The 21,459-nt window shown below is 60.1% G+C and carries 18 protein-coding genes, 3 tRNA genes and 1 riboswitch; of the genes, 5 read left to right on the plus strand and 16 right to left on the minus strand.

All coding sequences use genetic code 11. The features are described from left to right. Positions 1-150: 150 nt before the first annotated feature. The 3 genes from BM300_RS05950 to BM300_RS05960 form a co-directional block, all read right to left on the minus strand. A complete protein-coding gene (locus BM300_RS05950) occupies positions 151-843 on the minus strand; it encodes a sensor histidine kinase (protein ID WP_063324723.1) in 693 nt (230 codons plus the stop codon). After that, positions 836-2,443, minus strand: coding sequence for a tetratricopeptide repeat-containing response regulator (locus BM300_RS05955; protein ID WP_063324722.1), 1,608 nt, complete (start codon positions 2,441-2,443; stop codon positions 836-838). The genes BM300_RS05950 and BM300_RS05955 overlap by 8 nt, the downstream gene beginning before the upstream one ends. A 426-nt stretch (positions 2,444-2,869) precedes the next feature. Continuing rightward, a tRNA-Arg gene (locus BM300_RS05960) sits at positions 2,870-2,946 on the minus strand. A 526-nt stretch (positions 2,947-3,472) separates the two neighbouring features. Between BM300_RS05960 and BM300_RS05970 the strand changes: the two genes are divergently transcribed. The 3 genes from BM300_RS05970 to BM300_RS05980 all read left to right on the plus strand — a co-directional run bounded on the left by BM300_RS05970 (position 3,473) and on the right by BM300_RS05980 (position 5,465). Continuing rightward, positions 3,473-3,799, plus strand: coding sequence for an Arc family DNA-binding protein (locus tag BM300_RS05970; protein ID WP_003204761.1), 327 nt, complete (start codon positions 3,473-3,475; stop codon positions 3,797-3,799). A 210-nt stretch (positions 3,800-4,009) separates the two neighbouring features. Continuing rightward, positions 4,010-4,777 (plus strand): AraC family transcriptional regulator, encoded by a 768-nt coding sequence (locus BM300_RS05975; RefSeq protein WP_256575804.1) that lies wholly within the window; start codon positions 4,010-4,012, stop codon positions 4,775-4,777. A gap of 79 nt (positions 4,778-4,856) precedes the next feature. Next, on the plus strand, positions 4,857-5,465 hold the full coding sequence (locus BM300_RS05980) for a LysE family translocator (protein WP_092145252.1): 609 nt from the start codon (positions 4,857-4,859) through the stop codon (positions 5,463-5,465). Positions 5,466-5,715: 250 nt separating this feature from the next. Here the strand turns inward: BM300_RS05980 and mgtE are convergent, their stop codons facing one another. Then, positions 5,716-7,158, minus strand: a complete 1,443-nt coding sequence (gene mgtE, locus BM300_RS05985) for a magnesium transporter (RefSeq protein WP_072346428.1) — start codon at positions 7,156-7,158, stop codon at positions 5,716-5,718. A gap of 322 nt (positions 7,159-7,480) precedes the next feature. Here mgtE and BM300_RS05990 point away from each other — a divergent pair, with 322 nt between their 5' ends. Beyond that, a complete protein-coding gene (locus BM300_RS05990) occupies positions 7,481-7,987 on the plus strand; it encodes a cell envelope protein SmpA (protein WP_092462312.1) in 507 nt (168 codons plus the stop codon). Between the two features lie 40 nt (positions 7,988-8,027). Here BM300_RS05990 and BM300_RS05995 read toward each other — a convergent pair. The 6 genes from BM300_RS05995 to ltaE form a co-directional block, all read right to left on the minus strand. Continuing rightward, positions 8,028-8,104, minus strand: a tRNA-Arg gene (locus tag BM300_RS05995). Positions 8,105-8,211: 107 nt separating this feature from the next. Then, positions 8,212-8,302 (minus strand) — tRNA-Ser (locus tag BM300_RS06000). A gap of 62 nt (positions 8,303-8,364) precedes the next feature. Continuing rightward, positions 8,365-8,553 (minus strand): carbon storage regulator CsrA, encoded by a 189-nt coding sequence (csrA, locus tag BM300_RS06005; RefSeq protein WP_003178872.1) that lies wholly within the window; start codon positions 8,551-8,553, stop codon positions 8,365-8,367. A 186-nt stretch (positions 8,554-8,739) separates the two neighbouring features. Then, complete coding sequence (locus tag BM300_RS06010) at positions 8,740-9,981, minus strand: aspartate kinase (RefSeq protein WP_014339802.1); 1,242 nt, start codon at positions 9,979-9,981, stop codon at positions 8,740-8,742. A gap of 91 nt (positions 9,982-10,072) precedes the next feature. Next, positions 10,073-12,694 (minus strand): alanine--tRNA ligase, encoded by a 2,622-nt coding sequence (gene alaS, locus BM300_RS06015; protein ID WP_092145247.1) that lies wholly within the window; start codon positions 12,692-12,694, stop codon positions 10,073-10,075. 146 nt (positions 12,695-12,840) lie between these two features. After that, on the minus strand, positions 12,841-13,845 hold the full coding sequence (ltaE, locus tag BM300_RS06020; RefSeq protein ID WP_092145245.1) for a low-specificity L-threonine aldolase: 1,005 nt from the start codon (positions 13,843-13,845) through the stop codon (positions 12,841-12,843). Positions 13,846-14,115: 270 nt separating this feature from the next. Continuing rightward, a riboswitch (FMN riboswitch) is annotated at positions 14,116-14,284 on the plus strand. A 100-nt stretch (positions 14,285-14,384) separates the two neighbouring features. Between ltaE and BM300_RS06025 the strand changes: the two genes are divergently transcribed. Next, positions 14,385-14,894, plus strand: a complete 510-nt coding sequence (locus BM300_RS06025) for a 6,7-dimethyl-8-ribityllumazine synthase (protein WP_092462314.1) — start codon at positions 14,385-14,387, stop codon at positions 14,892-14,894. Between the two features lie 122 nt (positions 14,895-15,016). Here the strand turns inward: BM300_RS06025 and astE are convergent, their stop codons facing one another. The 6 genes from astE to aruF form a co-directional block, all read right to left on the minus strand. After that, positions 15,017-16,024 carry a succinylglutamate desuccinylase gene (astE, locus tag BM300_RS06030; protein ID WP_003204782.1) on the minus strand — a complete coding sequence of 336 codons (1,008 nt, stop codon included), beginning with the start codon at positions 16,022-16,024 and terminating at the stop codon, positions 15,017-15,019. Positions 16,025-16,036: 12 nt separating this feature from the next. Beyond that, positions 16,037-16,324 carry a hypothetical protein gene (locus BM300_RS06035; RefSeq protein ID WP_003178862.1) on the minus strand — a complete coding sequence of 96 codons (288 nt, stop codon included), beginning with the start codon at positions 16,322-16,324 and terminating at the stop codon, positions 16,037-16,039. A 69-nt stretch (positions 16,325-16,393) separates the two neighbouring features. Continuing rightward, on the minus strand, positions 16,394-17,740 hold the full coding sequence (gene astB / locus BM300_RS06040; RefSeq protein ID WP_092223563.1) for an N-succinylarginine dihydrolase: 1,347 nt from the start codon (positions 17,738-17,740) through the stop codon (positions 16,394-16,396). 130 nt (positions 17,741-17,870) lie between these two features. Further along, positions 17,871-19,340 (minus strand): succinylglutamate-semialdehyde dehydrogenase, encoded by a 1,470-nt coding sequence (astD, locus tag BM300_RS06045; RefSeq protein ID WP_170862025.1) that lies wholly within the window; start codon positions 19,338-19,340, stop codon positions 17,871-17,873. Continuing rightward, positions 19,337-20,362 carry an arginine N-succinyltransferase gene (gene astA / locus BM300_RS06050; protein ID WP_063324712.1) on the minus strand — a complete coding sequence of 342 codons (1,026 nt, stop codon included), beginning with the start codon at positions 20,360-20,362 and terminating at the stop codon, positions 19,337-19,339. Before astA ends, astD begins: the two co-directional genes overlap by 4 nt. 54 nt (positions 20,363-20,416) lie before the next feature. After that, complete coding sequence (gene aruF, locus BM300_RS06055) at positions 20,417-21,436, minus strand: arginine/ornithine succinyltransferase subunit alpha (protein WP_092145236.1); 1,020 nt, start codon at positions 21,434-21,436, stop codon at positions 20,417-20,419. Positions 21,437-21,459: the final 23 nt, after the last annotated feature.

Below are 21,459 nucleotides of genomic sequence, written 5' to 3' on the forward strand. Positions count from 1 at the left end.
CTTGTTATGTGCGAGCCGCGAACGGCAACCCGTACAAAATAGGCTTCGGCTGTTCGGAATATCAAGCACCCACAGACAATAAACACCGAGCGCGGGAATGTGAGATTCAGTGTGGGGATTTGTGGGGGCTGCGTATTTATGAGCGCACGTTCAAGGCAAGTAAAGCCGGAACACCCCACCACCCAACACACCGCCATTGGCAATCTCGGTACGCCCGCTCACGCCGCCGCGCTGGTGCAGCCTGGCGATCCGCGCGGCGAAGTACAGACCCAGCCCGGTGCTGCCGCTGCTGTGGTTGATGCCTTGCACGTACTCGGCCTGACGCTCGATCATCTCAGGCGGGTAACCTTCGCCGTCGTCATTGAGGGTCAGCACCAGTTGCCCAGCCTCGTCGCTCACACTGATCAGCAGCGCCTGGCGCGCATGGCGAATGGCATTATTGATGCAATTGTCGAGCACCGAAGCAATCAGTTCACGGTCGAAAAAACCCAAGGGGCTGAGCGGATCGACTTCATAGGTGACCATGATCCCGCGACTGCGGAACACGTCCTGATGGCCGGCCAGTTGCGCCTCGATGAAGTCATCCAGCTCATGGTAGGCCGGGTGCAGCGGCAACTGGTTGACACCGAGCTTGTACAGCCCCAGCAGTTGCACCAGCAAACCATTGAGATGGGCGAATTCGAACTCGATGACGCCTTGCTCCGAGGTCTGGCGCTCGGCGTCGGGCAAGCGCTCGAGCCATTGCGTATGCGTCTGCATGAGCAAGGTCAGGGAGTTCTTCATGTCGTGCACGGTCGATGCGATCACCGTGGAAAAATCGAGGACCTGTTCGCTGTCATTCATCGCCAAATGCCTTGCTTCGCAGTTTTTGATAGCGCGCAAAACGCGCATCGGTGTCGGGCATCATGCCCACCAGTTTCAGGCAGGCGCGACACTCCTGCAGCAGTTCCGACTCCACGCTGGTGTCGGTGCCATGCAGCAGCGATTGCGCCATGTTCAGGGCAATACTGATGTTCTTCGGTTGCATCTTCAGGGCGCGGCGGAACAGCTCCCGCGCCTCCGGCAACGCGCCGGTCTTGTAGACCCGCACGCCTTCGCGGTTCAGCTCGGCGGCGGCATTGCCTTGATTGAGAATGTTCGGGTCGTCGGTCAGCTTGGCGATGCCTTGCATCACCGTCGGGTCATCACCGTAGATTTCCGCGCAGTTCTTGAGCATCGACTCGCCGGCGCTGGCCTGGCCAAGCATTTGTAACTGCTTGGCCACCAGCAACGCGGCCTCGGCGCTCATGAATTGCTCCATGCCATCGAGGCGCTGCAAAGCCTGTTCGGTGAGCTTCTCGGCGGTTTCGGCATCGTTGAGCAACAGGCTGGTGGCCTTCATCAGCCGCGCCCGGACCTGCAACCCCGGGTCGTTGAGGTTCTCCTTCGCCACGGCACTGAGCGTGGTGTTGATCTCCAGCCGGGTGCGGGTATCGAGGCCTTTTTCGCTGCCCTTGCTGATCAGCGCATGGGCCAGGCCGAGGTTGCTTTCCGGATCCTTGAAGCGCGACTGCGCGCCCTGCCCGACCGCCTGGCGATAAGCCCGGGAAGCCGTGTCGTAGTCTTCGTTGGTCATCGCCAACTTGCCCAGCAACGACTGACGGCGCACCGCCAGCGGCGACAGGCGCACCGCCTCTTCCAGCACGTGCTGCGCCTGCTTGGTGTCACCTTCGGCCATCAACACTTCGGCCATGCCATCGTACAACGCCGGCATCATTGGAAAGACTTTCAGGGCCTTTTCATAAACGGCCTTGGCCTGCCCCACCTGGCCGCGCTTGAACATCAACTTGCCCAGCCCCGCGTAAGCCCACGGCAACGGGCGATCCGCGAGGATGGAGTTGTACAGACGCTCCAGGGCCTCGTTCTGATTCAGGTCGCGCAACGCATCGGCCCGATAACGCAGGCACAACGGCCCGTAGCGCGGGTCCTGCTTGCACAAGGCGATGCAGGCATTGAGCACGTCCATCGGCTTGCCACGATCGAGGGCCTGCAGGATCGGCTTGAGCAGGGTCTTGCGCTGCTCCAACCGCTCCAGCCGCTGGGCCAGGCCGGAGCGGTTGAACGGTTTGGTCAGGTACGCATCGGGCTCATGCTCCAGGGCACTGAGCACCATCGCCTGGCTGGTCTCGGCGGTCACCATGAGAAACACACTTTCATGGCTGATCAGCTTCTCGACCATCAGGTCTTCCAGCACCTGCTGGCCATTCTTGCGCCCGTCGCCCAGGTGATAGTCCTGCAAGATGAAGTCATAACGCTTCTGCGAGCACATGCGCAGCGCCACTTCACCGGTGTCGGCGGTGTCCACGTCCTTGACGCCCAGCTCACGCAGCATGGACCGGATCGAACTGCGGAAATCCGAGAAATCATCGACGATCAGAAAACTTTTTTGGTGGTACGCCAGCATCGAGGATGTCCAGGCAAGTAAAAAAATAACCCAATGGCATAACAACGAAACGCCGTGTCACAAGCCCGAGGCGCGCAGATGATAGCCACCAGCCAGCAACGTTCAAGGGATTTCAGCAATCGCTTGGCCTGGCTGTGTCGTGACGCACATTGCGAGCCAAAACGCAGGAGACAACCGGGCTCATCGGGTTATCGGCAGGAAATGGCGTTCCGTTAAGGGGAAGCTGTAGGGAAAACCGAGTGCAGAAAATCAGACCGTGGCGAGAAAGCTTGCTCCCGCTGGGCCGCGCAGCGGACCCGTTTTTTGACGGCTGCTGCGCAACCGAGCGGGAGCAAGCTCCCTCGCCACAAAGAATGCATTAAGAAGTGGGGACCAGGAAAAAAAAACGAGAGCCGGGCAAAAAATTCGCTAAATCTTTGATTAATATGGTGTCCCAGGGCAGGTTCGAACTGCCAACCTTCCCCTTAGGAGGGGGATGCTCTATCCAATTGAGCTACTGAGACACGAGTCGACCACAAGAGATGCGGTGCGCAGGACGGCGTGCATGTTAACGACCTGCCCTGCGTTTGTCATGTCGCCCATGGCTTTTTAAGTGTAGGCAAATAGTACTCCCCTGTAAGGCTGGCAGATTCTGGACGCCGAGCGCGGGCCGCCATTCATCTGTCCTGGCTCGCTCATCCTAGTAAATCGGCCATTTGCCACTATCCTGTACAAGACAGGGATGGCACAGGTTTTTGTCCATTTCCGTTATCCGCCAGACGGTATGGCACATAGACACAATTCGACGGTCACAAATGCGAACCTGTTGTTTTTTACCAACCAGTCCGCATTTTTTGATGAAGGATACTGGCAGAACGCCTTTACCCCGATCAGAATTTGTCACAGAATTGGCGCCAATGATCTGGCAATTTTGAGGCATGATGCGGGCCTCTTAACAATTCAGGTTGAACATTTGGCAATGGAGCTTGTCCTATCGACATCCTGCGGCCAATCCCGAGAACCGCTCCCCTGAACTAACCGGTTAAATATATGCGCCCATTGAAACAGGCAATTTATTCCAGCCGTACGGCTGACAAGTTCGTCGTACGTCTGCCAGACGGAATGCGGGAACGCATTGCCGAAGTGGCTCGCAATCATCACCGCAGCATGAACTCTGAAATCATCGCGCGTCTTGAGCAAAGCCTTATTCAGGAAGGCGCGTTGGGTGAAGAGTTGAGCATGCGCCTGGACAGTCCAGAGCTATCATTGCATGAGCGCGAACTGCTTCAACGCTTCCGACAACTCTCCCATCGCCAGCAGAACGCCCTCGTTTCGCTGATTGCCCATGACGCAGAAATGGCCGCAGACGCGACCTGATAGCCCAAAAATACTCAAGCCAGCCTCGTGCTGGCTTTTTTTTGCCTGGCGTTTGGCCTCAGCCTGCTTTTCAAGCACTCATAGAGCCATCGAACCAACGCCACTGCTGATCCATGGCAGTGATGCTAAATTGATCCTCTAAAAAGTACGGGCATGGAGGCCTGCATGACAGGTCACGCATTCAAGATCCAAAGAATTCCAGGACTGGGCGTGGAAATCGTCGAGGCCGATTCAGATCGAACGTTCGCCCGGCACATGCACGAACATTTTGGCATTGGCTTGCTTGTGCGCGGGGCGCAACGTTCAGCCAGCGGCCGAGGCCAGGTAGAAGCGACGGCTGGCGACCTTATATCGGTCAACCCCGCCGAAGTGCATGACGGCGCGCCCATCGGAAACGGAACGCGTCGTTGGCAGATGCTGTATTTCGACCCGCTGCTGATTGCGCAGGCATTCAAGGATATGCAGAACGATGGAGGCATCTGTGCCCAGGAATTCGCTTATCCGGTGCTGCAAAGCCCCCGTGCGGCAGAGTTGTTCCGCACGTTGTATCAAGCCCTCGCTCAAGCCGAGGAATTTGGCGCTCACCTGAAGATCGAAGAAACGCTCGTGCTTTTGCTCGAACATTTGCTGGATCGCTCCATGCCGATATCGTGTTTGCCGAAGGTCGCGGCAAACCGTGCAAAAGCCTTGATCGACGACGATCCGCAGTCGTCCATGTCGCTTGCCCTGCTCGCCAGGGAGGCCGATTTAAGCCGCTTTCAATTGGTACGCGCCTTCACCCGCCTGACCGGTTTGACACCCCACGCCTATCTGCTGCAACGACGCATCCACCGAGCACGACAACTGATCGCTGCAGGCATGCCGCTGGCCGATGCGTCCCTGGCCAGCGGTTTCGCCGATCAGAGCCATATGACTCGATGCTTCGTGCGCAGCTTTGGATTCTCACCGGGCATGTACGCCCGCCAAGGACACCCGTAGCAACCTGCAATTTCGTTCAAGACGCCCCTCCTCACAGCAGGCAGGCTGGAGACTTCACAACTGCCAAGGTCGGCGTCGCATGAACCTCGAATTTTTTATCACTTCCCTGATCGTGGCGGCCTCGCCTGGCACTGGCGTGGTCTATACAGTGGCAGCCGGCCTGGCCCGGGGCTGGCGCGCAAGCGTGATAGCGGCATTGAGTTGTACCCTGGGGATCGTGCCGCACATGCTGGCAGCCATCACGGGCCTCGCTGCACTGCTGCACACAAGCCCACTGGCCTTCGAGATCATCAAGTACCTTGGCGTCGCTTACCTGCTGTGGATGGCATGGAGCACGCTCCAGAGCCATGGGGCATTGCATATTGATCCGCACAAGACCCCACGTTCGAACGGCGCGGTGATTTTTTCGGGCATCTTGGTCAATCTGCTGAATCCAAAACTGTCGATTTTTTTCCTGGCCTTTCTACCGCAATTTCTCGCGCCAGGAGAAACGGATGCCATGTGGCGCATGTTGCAACTGAGCTTCATCTTCATGGCGATCACCTTTGTCGTCTTCGTCATCTATGGCGTGCTCTGCGCATCGATGCGCCGCCATGTTCTGGAGCGTCCATCCGTGTTGCAGTGGATACGCCGGCTATTCTCGGCAGCCTTTGTGCTACTGGCTGCACGACTGGCGTTGATGCAGTGATGCGCAGGGGATTTTGCGTGATGAAAAAACCGCCAAACAGACTCGCGAAGGCGATGTGTCAATGTGCTCGCGATAGCGGTGCTGCAGTTGCATAGGGGCTGGACCTGCCTGCTGCTCGTGTCTTTGGTTCTTGACGCCCCGCAAACCAAAAGAAACGCAAAAAAAACGGCGCCTCCCATTTCTGAAGGAAGCGCCGTTTTTTCTATGTGGACAGTATTACGCCAAACAGGCGGTTTTTTCGATGAGCGACTCAGAGCAGGAAAATCGTCGCCAACCCCAGGAAAATGAAGAACCCGCCGCTGTCGGTCACCGCGGTAATCATGACACTGGCACCCATGGCAGGATCGCGCCCCATGCGGGCCAGGGTCATGGGGATCAAGACCCCCATCAATGCCGCCAGCAGCAGGTTGAGCGTCATTGCGGCCGTCATGACCACCCCCAGCGACCAACTGCCATAAAGCAGGTAAGCCACCACACCAATCACTCCCCCCCAAATCACGCCGTTGATCAAGGAAACCGCGAGTTCCTTGCGCATCAATCGCGAGGTATTGCCGGTGCTGACCTGGTCCAGTGCCATGGCACGGACGATCATGGTGATGGTCTGGTTACCGGAGTTGCCACCGATACCGGCGACAATAGGCATCAGCGCCGCGAGCGCCACCAGCTTCTCGATGGAGCCTTCGAACAGGCCGATGACCCGGGAAGCGACAAACGCCGTGATCAGGTTGATCGCCAGCCAGGCCCAGCGGTTACGCAGGGACTTCCAGACCGAGGCGAAGATGTCTTCTTCTTCGCGCAGACCGGCCATGTTGAGGACTTCGCTTTCGCTTTCCTCACGAATCAAGTCGACCATTTCATCGATGGTCAGACGGCCGATCAGCTTGCCGTTCTTGTCGACCACCGGTGCAGAAATCAAGTCATAACGTTCGAACGCCTGGGCCGCATCGTAGGCGTCTTCGTCCGGATGGAAACTCACCGGATCGCTGGCCATGACCTCGGCCACCTGCTTTTCCGGGTCGTTGACGAGCAAACGCTTGATGGGCAGCACGCCCTTGAGCACGCCGTCGTAGTCGACCACAAACAGTTTGTCAGTATGCCCCGGCAGTTCCTTGAGGCGACGCAGGTAGCGCAAGACCACTTCAAGGCTGACATCCTCGCGGATCGTCACCATCTCGAAGTCCATCAGCGCACCGACCTGCTCCTCGTCATAGGACAACGCCGAGCGCACACGCTCGCGCTGCTGGCCGTCGAGGGCTTCCATCAGTTCGTGGACAACGTCCCGCGGCAGTTCGGGCGCAAGGTCGGCGAGTTCGTCGGCGTCCATTTCCTTGGCCGCCGCCAGCAACTCGTGATCATCCATGTCGGCGATCAGGGTTTCCCGAACCGAGTCCGACACTTCGAGCAGGATGTCACCGTCGCGATCAGCCTTGACCAACTGCCAGACCGTCAGACGCTCTTCCAGTGGCAAGGCTTCAAGAATGTAGGCAACGTCGGCGGAGTGCAGGTCATCGAGCTTGCGTTGCAGCTCGACGAGATTCTGCCGGTGGACCAGGTTCTCGACCCGGTCATGATGCGGGCCTTCCTGGCGATGCGTCAGGTCTTCGACGACCCGCTGGCGCTGCAGCAGCTCAACGACTTGAGCGAGACGATCCTGAAGGCTTTCCTGCGTTTTTTTTACTTCTACTTGGGTCATAGGCGAACTCCACTCCCAGCAGTGGAGCACGCCGGAAGCATCAATCAGTTAATTCATGATTGGCAAAACTTAATATTGAGTAACTACTGGGTAAGTCCATGGATATATTCCAAAGCCCCGGCGGGGCTGACGGGCGCAATCATACACCGCTTGACGCTTTAAAACGCTAAAAAATCATGGCAAGAACAAGCGCTTGCGAGACAAACCTGAACACAGGCTGAACCTGTTCCTTTACGACGACTTATCCGGAAAAGAAAACACACGCCGCGGCAGAAATGCGGCGACTACTCTTCTCTTCTGCACCGTCAAGGAGGACGACCGGATGCACCTCAACCACTGCCTGTTCCTGCTCGCCTGCTTGCCTTTATGGGCTGCCGGGCAGACCGTGCATCGCTGCGAAAACATCGCAGGGCACGTGACATTCACCACCCTGAGCTGCGGCCCGGGAGAAGCTCTGTCACTACAACAGATCCATCCGTATCGCCCAGGTTCGATCGAACCGACAATCAAACCGACGACCGAGGCGATGTTGCCTGAAGCGGAGCGCGGACAAACATCCAGCAACAAAACCACGCGCAAGGAACCGACCGTGATTGGCCAGTTCCAGGACCGCTGCGGGAACCTCATCGACGCCAGGCGACGCCGCGACGCCATCCTGGGCCGACGCATCATCGCCGGCATGAGCCAGCGGGACGTAGAGAGCGCCCTGGGCAAGCCAGACTCGATCAAAGTTCGGAATTCGAGCACGCGCTATACCTACAAGGCGAAGAAAGGCCGCAGCGCAGAGGTCGTGTTCGATGAGAGGGGATGCGTGAAAGGCAAATCGTAGACAGCAAAAAACCCGCGTTTAACGCGGGCTTTTTGGTGTTTGGTGCACTCGACAGGATTCGAACCTGTGACCGCTCGGTTCGTAGCCGAGTACTCTATCCAGCTGAGCTACGAGTGCATTTGTTGCCGCGCATTATAGGTCGTCAATTCCTTTTGTAAAGCGCTTTTTTCAGTAATTTCAATCACTTACTGAGCAAGCCAGGTTTTGACGCACTAAACGAATAATGGCGGAGAACGGGGGATTCGAACCCCCGACACCCTTTTGAGGTGTACTCCCTTAGCAGGGGAGCGCCTTCGGCCACTCGGCCAGCTCTCCGCAACACGGGGCGTATATTAACCACCTTCATCCCCGTTTGCAAACATAAAAATCGATAAAAATTAATGGCTTGGTTCGTCGTCCTTCTCTTTCTTGATACGCAGGTAAATTTCCTCGCGGTGTACAGCAACCTCTTTCGGGGCATTGACGCCGATACGCACTTGGTTTCCTTTGACGCCGAGCACGGTCACGGTGATTTCGCCATCGCCAATAATCAGGCTTTCTGCACACCGACGGGTCAGAATCAGCATACCTTTCTCCTCACGCAATTCACTTAAGGGACAACAGTCTGCAAAAAAAAGGCATTGGACCTACAACCGAAACGGTCGAAGCCTACAGGCCTAGTATTGACCAGCGCGGGCAAAAGAACAGTTTTGGGACGCGCCATTCAGAAAAACAGAGGGCGCGGTCCAGCCGCGCCCTCCAGACAACGCTTTTTACTCGCCCGGCTGGGCAGCAGCGTCGAGTTCGAAAGCCGTGTGCAGGGCGCGCACGGCCAGTTCCAGGTACTTCTCTTCGATCACCACGGAAACCTTGATTTCCGAGGTAGAGATCATCTGGATGTTGATGCTTTCCTTGGCCAGGGATTCGAACATGCGGCTGGCCACGCCTGCGTGGGAACGCATGCCGACACCGACGATCGAGACCTTGGCGATCTTGGTATCACCCACCACTTCCCGGGCACCGATCTCGCCAGCGGTCTTTTTCAGGATCGCTTCGGCAGACTGGTAGTCGTTGCGGTGCACGGTGAAGGTGAAGTCAGTGGTGTTATCGTGCGAGACGTTCTGCACGATCATGTCGACTTCGATGTTCGCGGCACTGATCGGGCCGAGAATCTTGAACGCCACGCCGGGGGTGTCTGGCACGCCACGGATGGTCAGCTTGGCCTCATCGCGGTTGAAAGCGATGCCGGAAATGATCGGCTGTTCCATGGATTCCTCTTCATCAATAGTAATGAGGGTGCCCGGACCCTCTTTGAAGCTGTGCAGAACGCGCAGCGGAACGTTGTACTTGCCGGCGAATTCGACCGCCCGGATCTGCAACACCTTCGAACCGAGACTGGCCATTTCCAGCATTTCTTCGAACGTGATCTTGTCCAGCCGCTGGGCCACAGGCACCACCCGTGGGTCAGTGGTGTAGACACCGTCCACATCGGTGTAGATCTGGCATTCGTCAGCCTTGAGGGCCGCCGCCAGGGCAACCCCGGTGGTGTCGGAACCGCCACGGCCGAGGGTGGTGATATTGCCCTGCTCGTCCACGCCCTGGAAACCAGCGACGACCACGACACGGCCAGCCTTCAGGTCGCCGCGAATCTTCTGGTCGTCGATCTGCAGGATACGCGCTTTGTTGTGCGCGCTGTCCGTCAGGATACGCACCTGGTTGCCGGTGTAGGACACCGCTGGCACGCCACGCTTGATCAGCGCCATGGCCAGCAAGGCGATGGTCACCTGCTCGCCAGTGGAAACGATCACGTCCAGCTCACGGGGAACCGGTTGCTGGTCGCCGCTGATTTGCTTGGCCAGATCGATCAGACGGTTGGTCTCGCCGCTCATTGCCGACAGCACAACCACCAGGTCATCGCCCGCTTCACGGAATTTCTTAACCTTGTCGGCGACTTGTTCGATTCTCTCGACAGTGCCGACCGAGGTGCCTCCAAATTTCTGTACGATCAAAGCCATTTCAAAGCCGCCTCTGCCCATGAAGGGCGCCCAATAAATCACTCAAACAGCGGCCGGGCTCGTCACTAGACCACGAGCCCGCGACGCTGCCTTAAATACCCTGCTCTACGAATGCAACGGTCTGGGCCAGTGCCGCGTCCAGGGCGCCGACGTCGGTACCACCGCCTTGCGCCATGTCCGGACGACCACCGCCCTTGCCGCCCACTGCTGCAGCGGCTTGCTTCATCAAATCACCGGCTTTGAGTTGGCCAGTCAGGTCTTTGGTCACGCCTGCGACGAGAACGACCTTTTCCTCATGGACACTGCCGAGCAGGATCACTGCGCGGCCGAGTTTGTTTTTCAGTTGATCGACCAGCGCCAGCAGTGCCTTGCCATCCTGGCCGTCCAGACGCACGGCCAGCACCTTCACGCCCTTGACGTCCACGGCCTGGGCCGACAGATCGTCGCCCGCGGCGCTGGCGGCCTTGGCCTGCAACTGCTCGAGTTGCTTTTCCAGCAGGCGGTTGCGCTCCAGCACAGCCGACAGCTTGTCGATCAGGTTGTCGCGGCTGCCCTTGATCAGGGTTGCCGCTTCCTTGAGTTGTTCTTCAGCCGCGTTGAGGTACGCCAGGGCTGCGGCGCCGGTGACCGCTTCGATCCGGCGCACACCGGATGCCACGCCACCTTCGCTGATGATTTTCATCAGGCCGATGTCGCCGGTGCGGTTGGCGTGGATACCGCCGCACAGTTCAACGGAGAAATCGCCCATGCTCAGTACGCGCACGCTGTCGCCGTACTTCTCGCCGAACAACGCCATCGCGCCCTTGCGCTTGGCGGTCTCGATGTCGGTTTCTTCGGTTTCCACCGGGGAGTTCTTGCGAATCTCGGCGTTGACGATTTCTTCCAGCGCCTTGAGCTGCTCAGGCTTGATGGCCTCGAAATGGCTGAAGTCAAAGCGCAGGCGCTGACTGTCCACCAACGAACCCTTCTGCTGGACATGCTCGCCCAGCACCTGGCGCAACGCCGCGTGCAGCAAGTGCGTAGCGGAGTGATTCAGCGACGTGGCATGCCGAACGTCGGCGTCGACATGGGCGGCCACCGGGGCGGCGATCATCAGGCTGCCCGACGCCAGCACGCCGTGGTGCAGGAAGGCGCCGCCGGTCTTGGTGGTGTCACGCACGTCGAAACGCGAGCTGCCGGCCTGCAGGTAACCGCTGTCGCCGATCTGGCCGCCGGATTCGGCGTAGAACGGAGTCTTGTCCAGCACGATCACGCCTTCCTGGCCTTCGCTCAGGATGTCGACCGATTGCCCATCCTTATAGATGGCGACGATCTTGGCCGAGCCGGTGGTGCCCGCATAACCGGTGAACTCGGTGGCCACGTCTACCTTGACCAGGCTGTTGTAGTCCATGCCAAAGGAGCTGGCGGAACGCGCGCGCACCCGCTGGGCTTCCATCTCGCGCTCGAACCCTTCCTCGTCGAGGGTCAGGTTGCGTTCGCGGGCGATGTCGCCGGTCAGGTCCATCGGGAAGCCATAGGTGTCGTACAGCTTGAACACCACGTCGCCCGGGACCACGTTGCCCTTGAGCTCGGCCAGGTCCTGCTCGAGGATCTTCAGGCCTTGCTCCAGGGTCTTGGCGAATTGCTCTTCTTCAGCCTTGAGCACGCGCTCGATATGCGCTTGCTGGGACTTGAGTTCCGGGAAAGCGTCGCCCATCTCGGCCGCCAATGCCGCAACGATCTGATAGAAGAAGCTGCCCTTGGCGCCCAGCTTGTTGCCGTGACGGCAGGCGCGGCGGATGATCCGGCGCAGCACATAGCCACGACCTTCGTTGGAAGGCAGCACACCGTCGGCAATCAGGAAGCCGCAGGAACGGATGTGGTCGGCGACCACTTTGAGCGAGGCCTGGTTGTCATTGGTGCAACCGATAGCCTGGGCCGACGCGCTCAGCAAGCTCTGGAACAGGTCGATTTCGTAGTTGGAGTGAACGTGCTGCAGCACCGCACTGATCCGCTCCAGGCCCATGCCGGTGTCGACCGACGGCGCTGGCAGCGGATGCAACACGCCATCGGCGGTGCGGTTGAACTGCATGAACACGTTGTTCCAGATCTCGATGTAGCGGTCGCCGTCTTCTTCCGGCGAGCCGGGTGGGCCGCCCCAGATGTCGGCGCCGTGATCGTAGAAAATCTCGGTGCACGGACCGCACGGGCCGGTGTCGCCCATGGTCCAGAAGTTATCGGAGGCGTAAGGCGCACCTTTGTTGTCGCCGATACGCACCATGCGCTCGGCCGGGACACCGACCTGTTTGGTCCAGATGTCATAGGCTTCGTCATCGGTGGCGTAGACCGTGACCCAGAGCTTCTCCTTGGGCAGGTTCAGCCACTTGTCGGAGGTCAGGAAGGTCCAGGCGAAGGTGATGGCGTCGCGCTTGAAATAGTCACCGAAGCTGAAGTTACCCAGCATTTCGAAGAAGGTGTGGTGACGAGCGGTATAACCGACGTTTTCCAGGTCGTTGTGCTTGCCGCCGGCACGCACGCACTTCTGGCTGCTCACCGCACGGGTGTAGGCACGTTTTTCCTGGCCCAGGAAGCAGTCCTTGAACTGGTTCATCCCCGCGTTGGTGAACAGCAGGGTCGGGTCGTTGCCCGGAATCAAAGAGCTGGAGGCTACTCGGGTGTGGCCTTGCTCTTCGAAGAAGCGAAGGAAGGCTTCACGGATTTCTGCGCTTTTCATTAGGTTCTTCCACGGAGGCTGCGGCCAAAGGCCTGTGCAAAACGTCAACAGACGAAGCAACGGCAAAGGGCCGCATTATATCGGCCCTGCGCGTGGGGTACAGCGTGTTTATGCGATAGAAACTGTCAATTGGCCCGGTTGACGGGTCAGTGGCGGGAAAATTCGACGAAAGTGGCGACCACCTGGTCGATTTGCGCCGCGCTCACGTCCATGTGCGTCACCATTCGCAGGCGTGGCGCAGCGCTGAGCTTGACGCCCCGTTCATCGGCAAATGCCTTGATCGCCTCGGCCCGCTCGCCCATTTGCACGTAGACCATGTTGGTCTGCACCGGCTCGACCTCGTAACCCGCCGCTCGCAAGCCCTCGGCGAGCCGCTGGGCATTGGCGTGGTCATCGGCCAGGCGCTGGACCTGATGTTCCAGGGCGTACAGCCCCGCCGCCGCGAGAATCCCGGCCTGGCGCATGCCGCCGCCGACCATCTTGCGCAGCCGACGGGCCTTGCCGATCAGCTCGACGCTGCCGCACAGGACCGAGCCCACCGGCGCGCCGAGGCCCTTGGACAAGCACACCGACACCGAATCGAAATGCTGCGTGATCTGCCGGGCGTCGACATTCAGCTTGACCGCGGCGTTGTACAGCCGCGCCCCGTCCAAATGCAGGGCCAGGCCATGTTCCTGGGTGAAACGCCGGGCCCGGGCCAGGTATTCCAGTGGCAGCACCTTGCCCTGCATGGTGTTTTCCAGGGCCAGCAGGCGGGTGCGGGCAAAGTGGAAGTCATCGGGCTTGATCGCCGCGGCCACTTGCGCCAAGTCCAGGGAACCGTCCGCTTGCACCTCGAGGGGCTGAGGCTGGATCGAACCCAGCACCGCCGCCCCGCCACCTTCGTATTTGTAGGTGTGGGCCTGCTGGCCGACGATGTATTCGTCGCCGCGCTCGCAGTGGGCCATCAACCCCAACAGGTTACTCATGGTCCCCGTGGGCACGAACAACGCTGCGGCAAATCCCAGGCGCGCGGCCAGTTCGGCCTCAAGGCGATTGACGGTCGGGTCTTCCCCGTACACATCGTCACCGGTAGGCGCGCTGGCCATGGCATCCAGCATGCCGGCGCTGGGTTGGGTGACCGTGTCGCTGCGAAGATCGATAACACTCATGAATCTGGCCTCGGGTTCTGGTGGGGGAATTCCCTTTCGAAGGGTAATTACTGCGGGTATGGCGACGATTAATCAAGACCGACTGGAGGAATATTCCGTGGCGAGGGAGCTTGCTCCCGCTCGGGTGCGAAGCAGCCGCAAAATCTTGGGGCCGCTTCGCAGCCCAGCGGGAGCAAGCTCCCTCGCCACAGTGTTCTCGGGACATCCAGGTCATGCGTTGCGCTGAAATATGTGTTAAAAATCCCCAGCCGCCCCAAACCATGGCGGCAAAAACGTTCTCAGGGCGGGGTGTAATTCCCCACCGGCGGTAATTGCACGCAACGTGCATAGCCCGCGAGCGCTTGGTGGTGCACCGCTTTTTGGGGTGTAGCGACAAGGTCAGCAGACCCGGTGTGATTCCGGGGCCGACGGTCATAGTCCGGATGAAGAGAGAACGGGATTGATATCCAAGGGCCGACTGCGACTGTCCGTGCGCGGCGTACCCTCGAATCCCCTTCGATTCATGACGCCCTGTTTTTCACACAAACAGGAACCAGAACATGCAACCCACTGCAATCGACAGCAAAAGCAAAAGTCATCCGGGCGAGCGCATCGCGTTCATCCAGGCCTGCTGGCACAAGGAAATCGTCGACCAGAGCCGTAAAGGCTTCGTCGCCGAAATGATCATCCAGGGTTACCAGGAAAGTGATATCGACTTCTTCGAAGTCGGTGGCGCCTTCGAGATTCCGCTGCACGCCAAGCTGCTGGCCAAGTCAGGCCGCTACGCCGGCATTGTCGCCGCCGGCCTGGTGGTGGACGGTGGCATCTACCGTCACGAATTCGTCGCCCAATCGGTGATCAGCGGCCTGATGCAGGTCCAGCTGGAAACCGAAGTGCCGGTGTTCTCGGTCGTGCTCACGCCGCATCACTTCCATGCCGGGGAAGAACATCAGAAGTTCTTCTTCGAGCATTTCGTGCACAAGGGCCAGGAAGCGGCGAAGACCTGCGCCGATACGTTGCACAAGACCCGGGCGTTGCGCCGTAGTGAGCAGCGGGCGGTAGCGGTCTAAAGGCCGCTAAAAACCTGTGGGAGCGAGCTTGCTCGCGATGACCGGGTACCAGTCACCTGCAACATTGACTGGAACACCGCTATCGCGAGCAAGCTCGCTCCCACAATGGTTCGGTGTGGGTTTTAGATCAGGTTTTCGTCGGTCGCCGGCACAATCAGGATGCCAGCCCGCAAGCCATTCTTGACCTTGGGGTTGGGAAAGATGATCCGGGCGCCCTCTTCTTCGATCACCCAGCGGGTCTGGGCGATGTCTTCGGCCAGCACGTAGCCTTTCCCCAATTCCGAGAAGTTCTCGATGTCCGCCGGCAGGTTCAGGCGGAAACTGTCGCTGTGCTTGATGATTTCCCGGGCCACGCTGAACAGCTGCAGGCCATCGAGCCCTTCATCCAGCTCCGGCTCGTTGCCCTCGATGATCTGTTGCAGGCGGGTTTCCAGCAGACTGACGTTGACCCCGTCGTTCTGTCCGAATGGCCGAGCCTTGCCCAGTTCCAGGGTGAAGGACTCGGCACCGAGCTGGTCGTAGGTGTAGGCGCTGAACACAATGGACGGCTTGTTCTGCAGCAACACCGCCTCCATGCCCCCGGCACGCAGGCGTGCCAGTTCACGGCGTGAATGCTGGCGACCTTCTTTCCACGGGTAGAGGGCGAACTGCTCGATCTTCGAGCCGCGGATGGCGGTGTGCAGGTCGTAATGCAAGCGACTGCGTTCTGGCCGGCTGAAGAAACTGGCGGCCAAGCGCTCCAGCTCGCAGGCCCGTAGCGCCTCAGGACCGCCGCTCAGCTCATGGCGGCCATTGAACAGGCGGTTGACGTCCTGTTCGACGAAACGCTCACCGCGCCGTATGGCCTCGGGGTTGCCGAACAGGAACAGAATGCGCGCCCGCGGCTTCAAATGGCCACGGGCGATGTCGTGCAGCAAGCGGTCGAGCAGCTCGATCGGCGCGGTTTCGTTGCCGTGGATACCGGCCGACAGCAGCAGGTCCAGACCGTTATCCCGGGCTTCGGGCGGCTTGACCTCCAGCGCGCCCTCGCTCAACCAGCGCATCCGTACGCCTTCGACAGTCAGTTGAGTCTTCTCCGCCGGTTCACGGCCGGCGAGGGTCAGTTCAAGCAGTTTGCCGAGGGCGAGCATAGCGCGGTTTCCTTAATGGTCGTGGCCGCAATCCGGGCCATGGACATGGTCATCGTCGCCGACGTCCGCCGGTTCCATTTCCAGTTGCAGGCTGACCAGGTTGGTCGCCAATGGACGCAACAACAGGTTGGCGTATTCCTCGTCCCCTTCCTCGACATCGACGCCGATCAGCAACTGACCACGGCCATCCTGCTGGATCCACAACTCCTTGCCTTGCCACATCACCGCTACGCGGGTGCAGGAGGTTTCCAGTTGGGTGCCGTCGGTGTCTTCAAGGATCAGCTGCAAGGTATCGCTCATGTCTTTACATTCTCGTCTGGGGATAAGGCAACGCGCCCTGCTTTGACTGTAGTCAGGTCGCGCGCGCTTTCAATTGATCTGGAAAGGATAAACCGAGCCAAGTTTAAGGATTTGTGTCAGTTCATCCAGTGCCCCACGGCATTCGAGCAGCAACTGAGGGTCTGCCAGATCGTTTTCGGTCATGCGGTCGCGGTAGTGCCGCTCGACCCATTGGGTCAGCGAATCGTACAGCGGCGCGGTCATGATAACCCCTGGGTTGACGGCCGCCAGCTCGGTTTCGTTGAGGGCCACGCGTAACCTCAGGCAAGCCGGGCCACCACCGTTCTGCATGCTTTGCTTGAGGTCGAAGACCTTCACTTCGCGAATCACCCCGCCTGCGCCCGTCAGGCCTTGCAGGTATTGCCAGACGCGCTCGTTGCCACGGCACTCTTCCGGCACGATCAACAGCATCGAGCCGTCGGGACGCGACAGCAACTGGCTATTGAACAGGTAGGAACGCACCGCATCATCCACCGTCACCGCCGAACGCGGCACGCATACCGACTGAAATTTCCCACCGACTTTGGCGAGTTTGGCGCTCAGCTCGGCCAACATCTTGTCGGTCTCGAGAAACGCGTCCTCGTGATAGAACAGCACTTCGCCATTGCCCACCGCGATCACGTCGTTGTGGAACACACCCTGGTCGATCACCGATGGGTTCTGTTGAGCGTACACCACGCCCTCCTCCCTCAGCCCGTGCAGGCGGGCAACAGCCTGGGAAGCTTCCAGGGTCTGGCGCGCCGGGTATTTCTGCGGCGCGGGATAGCGGGTGTCAAAAGCGCTGCGACCGAACACAAAGAACTCGACACCGGCCTCACCGTAGGCGCGGCAGAAACGGGTGTGGTTGGCCGCGCCTTCATCGCCGAATTGCGCCACCGCTGGCAACGCGGCGTGGTGGGCGAAGTGTTGCTGGTTGGCGAACATCGCCCCCAGCACACGACTGGTGGTCGGATGTTCGATGCTGCGGTGGTATTTGCAATTCAGGTTGGCGGCGGTGAAATGCACGCGACCATCAGCGGTGTCGGCACTCGGGCTGACGGTGGCGGCGTTGGCCACCCACATGCTGGAGGCCGAGCAACTGGCGACCAGCAGCGGCATCGCTTCTTTCGCCGCCTGCTGGATGACCTGGGCATCGCTGCCGGCAAAACCCAACCGACGCAGGGCCGCCACGTCCGGGCGCTCCTGCGGCGCCAGCACACCTTGCTGGAAACCCATGTCCATCAGCGCTTTCATTTTCGCCAGGCCCTGCAACGCCGCTTCCTTGGGGTTGGAGGACTGCTGGCTATTGCTCTGGGAGGCGACGTTGCCGTACGAGAGCCCGCCGTAGTTATGGGTCGGCCCCACTAGACCGTCAAAGTTGACTTCATAGGATTTCATCAGCGAGGCTCCACGAGAATCTGTTTTTATAGGCATCAATTACAACCGCGTCGCGGCTATCGCGAGCAAGCTCGCTCCCACAAAGGACTGCACAACCCCCTGTGGGAGCGAGCTTGCTCGCGATCGGGGTTCACACCATTCTCACGCCGGGGGTCAGGGCAGCCGGCATGACGAGGCTCGGGGTTTCCAGGGAAGCCACCGGGTACGCGCAATAATCAGCCGCGTAATAAGCACTGGCGCGATGGTTGCCCGAAGCGCCGACACCGCCGAACGGTGCGCTGCTGGCAGCCCCCGTCAGTTGCTTGTTCCAGTTGACGATACCGGCACGGCTCTCCAGCCAGAACTGCTGGTAACGCGCTTCGGAGTCCGACAGCAAACCGGCGGCCAGGCCATATTGAGTATTGTTGGCCTCGGCGATCGCCGCTGGGAAATCCGTGTAGCGAATCACCTGCAGCAACGGCCCGAACAGCTCCTCGTCAGGACGCTCGGCCACCGCCGTCACGTCGAGGATACCCGGCGTCAGCAATGCGGCCTGGGCCTGGGGTTGGGTCATGGCCAACAGCGGCACGGCGCCCAGGCCCAACAAATGGTTCTGCGCGTCCATCAGCGCCTTCGCCGCGGCCAGGGAAATCACCGAGCCCATGAACGGCGCCGGTTGCTGGTCGAAGGCTCCGACCTCGAGGGTCGAGCTGACCGCCACCAGGCGCGCCAGCAAGGCATCGCCCCAGGCTCCTTCCGGCACCAGCAGGCGGCGCGCACAGGTGCAGCGCTGCCCGGCGGAAATGAAAGCGGACTGAATAATGGTGTAGACCGCAGCATCGACGTCGGCCACCTCATCCACCACCAGCGGGTTGTTGCCGCCCATTTCCAGCGCGAGGATCTTGTCCGGACGCCCGGAAAATTGTTGGTGCAACAGATTGCCGGTACGGCTGGAGCCGGTGAAGAACAACCCGTCGATGCCCGAGTTGGCCGCCAGGGCGATACCGGTTTCCCGCGCGCCTTGCAGCAGGTTCAGTACGCCCGCCGGCAGACCAGCCTCGACCCAGCACTTGACCGTCAGCTCGGCGACTTTCGGCGTCAGCTCGCTCGGTTTGAACAGCACGCTGTTACCGGCCAGCAGCGCTGGCACGATGTGGCCATTGGGCAAGTGACCGGGGAAGTTGTAGGGGCCGAACACCGCCACCACGCCATGGGGCTTGTGGCGCAGCACGGCGGTGGCGTCGCCCAGGGGGCCGCTCTTCTCACCGGTCCGCTCGCGGTAGCTCTGCACCGAAATGGCAATTTTATTGACCATGGTGGTGACTTCGGTCGCCGCTTCCCACAACGGTTTTCCGGTTTCTTCACCGATGCACTGGGCCAGTTCGTCAGCATGGCTTTTCAGGCTCGCGGCAAAGGCTTCCAGTACCTGGATGCGCTCATCCAGCGTACGCCGAGCCCAGCCCGGAAACGCCTGGCGCGCGGCCTGCACCGCCGACTCCACCTGCGCAGCCGTGGCGCCCTTGCCCGACCACAGCACCTGCTGGGTCACCGGGTTCAACGACTCAAAAACGTCACCTTGGCCTTCCAGCCAACTCCCTGCGATGTACAGCGAATTCATTATTTCGACTCCCGAGCAGCAGACAACGCGACGGCACGCACCTGATCGCCGGCATTGAGTTGAAGACGTTTGGCAGTCAGCGGATCGACCACCAGGGTGCCCGCAGCCAGGCGCGCCGGTGCCGCCGTGATGCGGCAGTCCTCGCGCTTACGGTTATGAATGATGAACGGCGTGGCGTCATCACCCGGCGTACCGATGGCCAGCACCAGCGCCTGGCTGTCACGAATCGCGCGGATCTTGCCGGTTTCGCACTCCACCGCCGGGCCGGCGTCGAAGATGTCGACGTAACCCTGGTAACTGAAGCCTTCGCTCTTGAGCATCGACAATGCCGGTTCGGTGTCCGGATGAACCTGGCCGATCACGGCCCGGGCATCTTCGGACAAGAAACAGGTGTACAACGGGAACTTGGGCATCAGCTCGGCGATGAAGGCCTTGTTGCCCACGCCGGTGAGGTAATCGGCCTGGCTGAATTCCATCTTGAAGAAGTGTCGGCCCAGGCTTTCCCAGAACGGTGAACGCCCCTTGTCGTCGGACATGCCGCGCATCTCGGCGATGATCTTGTTGCCGAACAGCTGTGGGAATTCGGCAATGAACAACAGCCGCGCCTTGGCCAGCATGCGGCCATTGAGACCACTGCGGAAATCGGCATGCAGGAACAGCGAGCACAGCTCGGAATTGCCGGTCAGGTCGTTGGCCAGGAACAAGGTCGGGATTTCCCGATAGATGTTCAATTCCTGGGAAGCGCTGACCGTCAGGCCGACCCGGAAGTTGTACCAGGGCTCACGCAACCCCACGGCACCGGCGATGGCGGAAATGCCCACCACGCGACCGTCATCGTCTTCGAGCACGAACAGGTAGTCCGCGTCACCGCGCCCGGCTTCGCCGCGAAAGGTCTTCTCGGCCCAGCCGACCCGATGGGCCAGGCGCTCTTCGTTGGCCGGCAAGGTGGTCAGGCCGGTGCCCGTGCTGCGGGCCAGGGCGATCAGAGCGGGTAAATCGCTGCTGCGTACGGGACGAACGATCATGCTATCTCCTCAAACGGGTCGCTTGCGCCACCCGCGAAACTCAGCTGTAAAGCGTTATACGGCTACCAGGCGCACGCTGGCACCTTCGCCGACGCCCAAGGCTTCGGCCGCTTCCATGTCCAGCGTCACAGGCTTGCCCGGCGCGTAATCGAGCTCGAGCAGCACGGCGCGGTAATCCTGCAACTGGGCATTGGCCACCAGGTACTGGCGGCCGGCACCCTTGACCGGTTCGCCGATCTTGACCGGCACCACGCGGCTCTGGGCGATCGAGCGGATGCCCGAGACACGAGCATGCAGGGTCGGGCCACCGTCGAAAATGTCGATGTAGTGATCGGTCTCGAAACCCTCGCGCATCAGGATGTCGAAGGTGATCTGCGCCCGCGGATGGACCTGCCCCATGGCCTCTTGGGCGGCATCCGGCAACAGCGGCACGTAGATCGGGTAGTGCGGCATCAGCTCAGCGAGGAAGGTACGGCTTTTCAGCCCGCACAAGCGCTCGGCGGCGGCATAGTTGAGGTCGAAGAAGTTGCGGCCGATGGCGTCCCAGAATGGCGAGTCGCCATTCTCATCGCTGTAGCCGACGATCTCGGTCACCACCGAATCGGCAAACCGTTCCGGGTGGCTGGCGACGAACAGCAGGCGCCCGCGGGAATTGAGTTCCGACCATGGCGAACCCACCAGCTCCGGCACCACGTAGAAACTGGTCAGCAGGCTGTTGCCAGTCAGGTCGTGGCACTGGGAGAGCACGTGGATCTTGTTGTGGATCTTCAGCTCACGGGAGGCGTGAACGAAAGTCTCGTTGCGAAAGCTGTAGAACGGTTCGGAATAACCGGCCGAAGCGACGATGGCCGAACAGCCCACCAGCTTGCCGGTCGTGGTGTCTTCAAGGACGAAGAAATAGCTTTCTTCACCGTTGAAGCTGACTTCGGCGGCAAACGAGGCTTCGCTCGCGGCGATCTTGTCGCTCAGGCGTTCCACGTCATCCGGCAAGGAAGTGACACCGATCGGACTGTCCGCAGCCAGACGCTGTACCTCGCCCAGATCAGCCATTTGCGCGGGGCGCATCACCAGCATGGTGTCACTCCTTAACTTGAAAT

This window comes from Pseudomonas sp. NFACC46-3, from assembly GCF_900114515.1.
Lineage (GTDB): Bacteria > Pseudomonadota > Gammaproteobacteria > Pseudomonadales > Pseudomonadaceae > Aquipseudomonas > Aquipseudomonas fluorescens_Q.

Bases quoted from the DNA above. Each gene is read 5' to 3' on its own strand.
- BM300_RS05950 (WP_063324723.1), bottom strand. From the start codon at position 843: ATGAATGACAGCGAACAGGTCCTCGATTTTTCCACGGTGATCGCATCG.
- BM300_RS05955 (WP_063324722.1), bottom strand. From the start codon at position 2,443: ATGCTGGCGTACCACCAAAAAAGTTTTCTGATCGTCGATGATTTCTCG.
- BM300_RS05970 (WP_003204761.1), top strand. From the start codon at position 3,473: ATGCGCCCATTGAAACAGGCAATTTATTCCAGCCGTACGGCTGACAAG.
- BM300_RS05980 (WP_092145252.1), top strand. From the start codon at position 4,857: ATGAACCTCGAATTTTTTATCACTTCCCTGATCGTGGCGGCCTCGCCT.
- mgtE (WP_072346428.1), bottom strand. From the start codon at position 7,158: ATGACCCAAGTAGAAGTAAAAAAAACGCAGGAAAGCCTTCAGGATCGT.
- BM300_RS05990 (WP_092462312.1), top strand. From the start codon at position 7,481: ATGCACCTCAACCACTGCCTGTTCCTGCTCGCCTGCTTGCCTTTATGG.
- csrA (WP_003178872.1), bottom strand. From the start codon at position 8,553: ATGCTGATTCTGACCCGTCGGTGTGCAGAAAGCCTGATTATTGGCGAT.
- BM300_RS06010 (WP_014339802.1), bottom strand. From the start codon at position 9,981: ATGGCTTTGATCGTACAGAAATTTGGAGGCACCTCGGTCGGCACTGTC.
- alaS (WP_092145247.1), bottom strand. From the start codon at position 12,694: ATGAAAAGCGCAGAAATCCGTGAAGCCTTCCTTCGCTTCTTCGAAGAG.
- ltaE (WP_092145245.1), bottom strand. From the start codon at position 13,845: ATGAGTGTTATCGATCTTCGCAGCGACACGGTCACCCAACCCAGCGCC.
- BM300_RS06025 (WP_092462314.1), top strand. From the start codon at position 14,385: ATGCAACCCACTGCAATCGACAGCAAAAGCAAAAGTCATCCGGGCGAG.
- astE (WP_003204782.1), bottom strand. From the start codon at position 16,024: ATGCTCGCCCTCGGCAAACTGCTTGAACTGACCCTCGCCGGCCGTGAA.
- BM300_RS06035 (WP_003178862.1), bottom strand. From the start codon at position 16,324: ATGAGCGATACCTTGCAGCTGATCCTTGAAGACACCGACGGCACCCAA.
- astB (WP_092223563.1), bottom strand. From the start codon at position 17,740: ATGAAATCCTATGAAGTCAACTTTGACGGTCTAGTGGGGCCGACCCAT.
- astA (WP_063324712.1), bottom strand. From the start codon at position 20,362: ATGATCGTTCGTCCCGTACGCAGCAGCGATTTACCCGCTCTGATCGCC.
- aruF (WP_092145236.1), bottom strand. From the start codon at position 21,436: ATGCTGGTGATGCGCCCCGCGCAAATGGCTGATCTGGGCGAGGTACAG.